We start from the raw sequence: 4097 nt of genomic DNA, 5'->3' as shown, positions 1-4097 counted from the left end.
CTTTTATGGACTTTCACCACAGATTAATAGCATGCCCGTCATACTAAAAAAGGGACTGTCACATTTTTTTGTGACAATCCCTTTTATTTTTTTAATTTTATTATGCAACTAAATGTTTTTCAACTGTTTTTTCGTAGTTTATTCCAGCAAGTAAGAATGATACTGCTGATACTGAAAGTGAAAGTCCTATTGCAAGGTATATTACAACTAGTGGTACTCCACTTATTAAATGAAAAGCTCTTAGTGATATACCCATAGTCATCATAAATGCCATTATCATATATCCTTTTTTATCAAAGAATGCAAATAAACAAGGTTCTTCATTTTCCATGTTAACTATTCTTTTTGAGTGTTTGTTGAACATTTTGTAGAATACTTTTGAGAAGAATATTGTAAATCCTGCAATTCCAAGTATTATCGCTACTTCTTTAAGACTGCTCATCACAGCGAACTCCTCTGCTGCTATTTTTAATATATTAAATCCTGCTATAGCCCAAACTGCTCCAGCTATGAAGAATAATGTTCTTTTGTTTGCTTTTGGTTTAAATCTTTCCATCATGATTTTTCCTCCTAAGTTTTAATCTTTTTATAAGATTTTTCTTTATTTTTTTATTATACCCTATGTTTTTCTCTTTAATCACCAAAATCATTAAAGACTAAAATTATTTTATCACTCAAATGTATTTAAATCAAGTGTTATATCATAATCTATGTCGGAAAGATGCGTAAGTTTTATTATTTTACACTTTTTATCTACACTCACAAAAATATTTCAACTCCAAAAAAAGCAAAAAAATAAGCAGTACCAAGACTGCCAGAAAAATTAGAACTATTATAAATCATACTCAATCCCCATAATGTGGAGTTACGAGGACTATTATGAACATACTTTTTACTTGTTAATTTAATAATACACTTTTAATTCATAATAGTCCAATCGTTAAAATCTATCATATTATAGATAACTATAGATAGAATTTTAAAAAATCAGCTCTCCATCTATAGCATTAATTATTATCTTTATTGCTATTAAAATCTTTTATAATTACTCAGTTAATCCACTTAATATAGTTTGAATATCTGTTGAATTTAAGTCAGATTTCTTTGTAAAAATAACTATATTATCCCTTTCAGCTAATAATACCGTTTCCTCATCCATTGAAAAGCCTTCTACTTTTGAATAGTCTACAGTAGCTACTCTATCGTCTTGAAGTATCGCATTCATGATAGTATCCCCTTCTGTAGCGATGAATTCTAGTATAGACATAGATATTCCTGTTAGTGTATTATATGTTAGAACATTAACCATATCATTAGAATTTATTGTATGTATAATCTCTAACACCTGATCTTTTTCGCTTAAATTTTGAAATTCTACTGTTTCCATTTTTAAAACCTCCAGTTATAAAAAATCCTTAATTAAAAACCTTAACTATTTTATTATAACATTATTTTATTTATTTTTTTCATTAGATAAAAACTTATCTTTTTTTATTAAATATATTTTTTACTCTATCTAAAAATCCACTTTGGGTAGATACACAAGTTGGTTTAATTCTTTTATCCAGTAGTTTTTTCTTATCTCTAGCTTTTTGTCTATTTTCTATTATATTTTTAGCTATGTTTTCATTATCATATGTATGCTTTTTATTTTCTTCTATATTTTTTAAGAACAGCATCTCCTCTTTATCTTCTATCTTAGCCACTTTTTTAGCCAATCTATCTGCAAAATTATTCCAATAATTTCCACTATGCGATTCTACCTCATTAAATTTAACAGAAATTCCATCTTTAATACACATATTGTACAATTGCTTTAAGATTTTTCCATAGTCTATTTTAGGGTTTATTTTATTCGTGCATATGTCTTTAATAAAAGATAAGTCGTGGTTAATTTCAATTTCATCAGAATATTTTGTAATAAATACCCATTCAAGCGCCCTCATAGCTGCTACAAGTTCTCCCGATATATTCTTTTTGCCCGTTATATCTCTTTCTGCATAAGAATATCTATATATCTCTTTGCCAGCTTCAATAACCACAAATGCTGCACCATATTTTTTCGTAGCCTCATAATATGATCCATCTGTGTATATTTTTAATATTTTTTCATCATTTACAAAATCTATATATTTTAAATCACTTAACTCTTTATTTTTGTTTATATATTCTTTTGCTTTTTCTAAAGTATTAAATTTTTTCATATATGCACTAGAATATCCATCAGTCTGTTCTCTTGCCAGTTCATAATTTTTGTATATACCTGGTTTCCTTCCTTTTACAACGACATAACACTTTCCTTTATAGAATTTTCCTTCTTCAATATATTTGTTGGCGTCTTCCAAATTTTTAAATTTTTTCCATTCTGATCCAGATACACCCTTTACCTGATTTTGAGCTTCTTCTAAAGACTCATACACTCCTACCTCTCTTCCATTTCTAACAGCATAGTATACTTTTGCTGTCTTTTTTGCTTTTTTTTCTTTAGAATTTAATAAAGATCTAGTATCTTGTTTATATTCTATAGTTAATCCTGGTAATTTTTTAACAGTTATTTTATTTACATCTGTTACCAATAAGGGCTCTTTTTTTACTTCTTTCTTATCGTCCTCATCAATTTTCTTTATTGTCTTACTACTAGCTGTGCTTTGATATTTTGATGAGTAATACTTATCATCGTAATAATCATCGTAATAATCATCGTAATAGTCAATATAATCATCATTCCATTGACCATAGTCACTTTCATCGTCATAGCTTAGATTTTCATACTCATCATAGCTATAATAAGTATTGTTAATATATACTCCATCAGCTTCATTGTTCTCGTAATAGTCTATATCATCTAAATACCGCTCATCAAACTCATCCACTTCCTGAATTTCATCATCTATAAAATCACCAAATATTTCTATTTTTTTCATTTAATCACCTCACAATGATTATTTTTTCTTCTTATACTTTTTATTGCTCCTATATGTCACACCATTTCCTAAATTTGCAGAAATACCTCTTTTAGTGTTGTAAGTTACGTTCCCGACTTTAACTGAAGCACTTACACCCGTCTTACTTAAATTAACCTTTACATGTTTCCCTAAATTTATAGTTTTTCTAAAACTTAATCCCATAAGCTCATCTCCTTGAATATATTCATCTTAAAATTATTTCTTACTTACTAATTTCTATTTTTTCTTATTCAATCCCTCTTTTCAGTTGAAAGTCGTTAAATATTATTATATTATTTTATTCAGAACTTTTCAATATACTATTGCAAACCATTTTAATTTTCTTGTATTTTCAGTATAAAAAATACCTATCTGCTTAAAAGATTTTAAATCCTTTATACAAATAGGTATCTAATATTATCTATTCAATTACATACTAAGAAGCTTTTCTTCTATATATTCTTTTATTGGTTTGTCAGCTATTGTAGCTGGTCCATCACCAAAGAAGTCTATTACTATATTGAAGAAGTTTATTACTAATTTATTACCATCTATATAGTACTCGTCCATATGTCCTGGTATAAATACTACTTCGTATTCATCTTTTGGCAACTTATCTTCTAAATCAGTTAAGTTTAACTGTTTAACTGGTTCTACCATCATATTTGTGAATCCTAAATCTTCAAGCATCCACATATTTTTACTCCAGAATCTACTTTCTTTTTTAGTAGGTTTGTTTAAAAGTTCTCTGTTTGATATTGCAGAAAGTACTTTTCTTACTGAATCTGGTGTAAATTCTTCGCCATCATATAGATATTTCATATTTGGATTATCTGCTATTTCAAAGAAGAATGAATCCGCTATTTTTTCTTTCTGATGCACTGAGTCCCAGATGTAAAGCATCATTTCTAAGATTTCGTTTTTGATAACGATTTTTGCCATGTTAACTACCCCTTTTCCATTTAAAATTTTGCATGTGAATTACTTCATTTAAATTAACCTTGTCTGTATTCCGGCTTATAATTGGAATTTAGTTAAATATTTCCATTTTTAAAATATAACTGACATTACTAGTATAACATAAAATCGTTTTTTTAACACTTGAATTTATAATCTAAGTGCAACAAAAAAAGAACTCATATCATTTTCTTG

5 protein-coding genes are annotated in these 4097 nt (G+C 27.5%); all 5 read right to left on the bottom strand.

The features are described from left to right. Nucleotides 1-100: 100 nt before the first annotated feature. Nucleotides 101-559 carry a hypothetical protein gene (locus tag DWX74_RS10850; RefSeq protein WP_118549955.1) on the bottom strand — a complete coding sequence of 153 codons (459 nt, stop codon included), beginning with the start codon at nucleotides 557-559 and terminating at the stop codon, nucleotides 101-103. 486 nt (nucleotides 560-1045) lie between these two features. After that, nucleotides 1046-1387, bottom strand: a complete 342-nt coding sequence (locus DWX74_RS10845) for a hypothetical protein (RefSeq protein WP_006439366.1) — start codon at nucleotides 1385-1387, stop codon at nucleotides 1046-1048. Nucleotides 1388-1481: 94 nt separating this feature from the next. Next, nucleotides 1482-2924: a ribonuclease H family protein gene (locus tag DWX74_RS10840; protein WP_118549954.1), complete on the bottom strand. Its 1443-nt coding sequence runs from the start codon at nucleotides 2922-2924 to the stop codon at nucleotides 1482-1484. Between the two features lie 18 nt (nucleotides 2925-2942). Then, nucleotides 2943-3128: a DUF4236 domain-containing protein gene (locus DWX74_RS10835; RefSeq protein WP_006439364.1), complete on the bottom strand. Its 186-nt coding sequence runs from the start codon at nucleotides 3126-3128 to the stop codon at nucleotides 2943-2945. Between the two features lie 246 nt (nucleotides 3129-3374). Further along, nucleotides 3375-3887, bottom strand: a complete 513-nt coding sequence (locus DWX74_RS10830; protein WP_006439363.1) for a TDE2712 family protein — start codon at nucleotides 3885-3887, stop codon at nucleotides 3375-3377. Nucleotides 3888-4097 lie beyond the last annotated feature (210 nt).

The sequence above is a fragment of the Peptoclostridium sp. AF21-18 genome (genome assembly GCF_003478825.1).
Classification (GTDB): domain Bacteria; phylum Bacillota; class Clostridia; order Peptostreptococcales; family Peptostreptococcaceae; genus Peptacetobacter.
Note: the sequence above shows the minus strand (reverse complement) of the source record. Positions and strands in the feature narration are given on the sequence as shown.

Bases quoted from the DNA above. Each gene is read 5' to 3' on its own strand.
- DWX74_RS10850 (WP_118549955.1), bottom strand. From the start codon at position 559: ATGATGGAAAGATTTAAACCAAAAGCAAACAAAAGAACATTATTCTTC.
- DWX74_RS10845 (WP_006439366.1), bottom strand. From the start codon at position 1,387: ATGGAAACAGTAGAATTTCAAAATTTAAGCGAAAAAGATCAGGTGTTA.
- DWX74_RS10840 (WP_118549954.1), bottom strand. From the start codon at position 2,924: ATGAAAAAAATAGAAATATTTGGTGATTTTATAGATGATGAAATTCAG.
- DWX74_RS10835 (WP_006439364.1), bottom strand. From the start codon at position 3,128: ATGGGATTAAGTTTTAGAAAAACTATAAATTTAGGGAAACATGTAAAG.
- DWX74_RS10830 (WP_006439363.1), bottom strand. From the start codon at position 3,887: ATGGCAAAAATCGTTATCAAAAACGAAATCTTAGAAATGATGCTTTAC.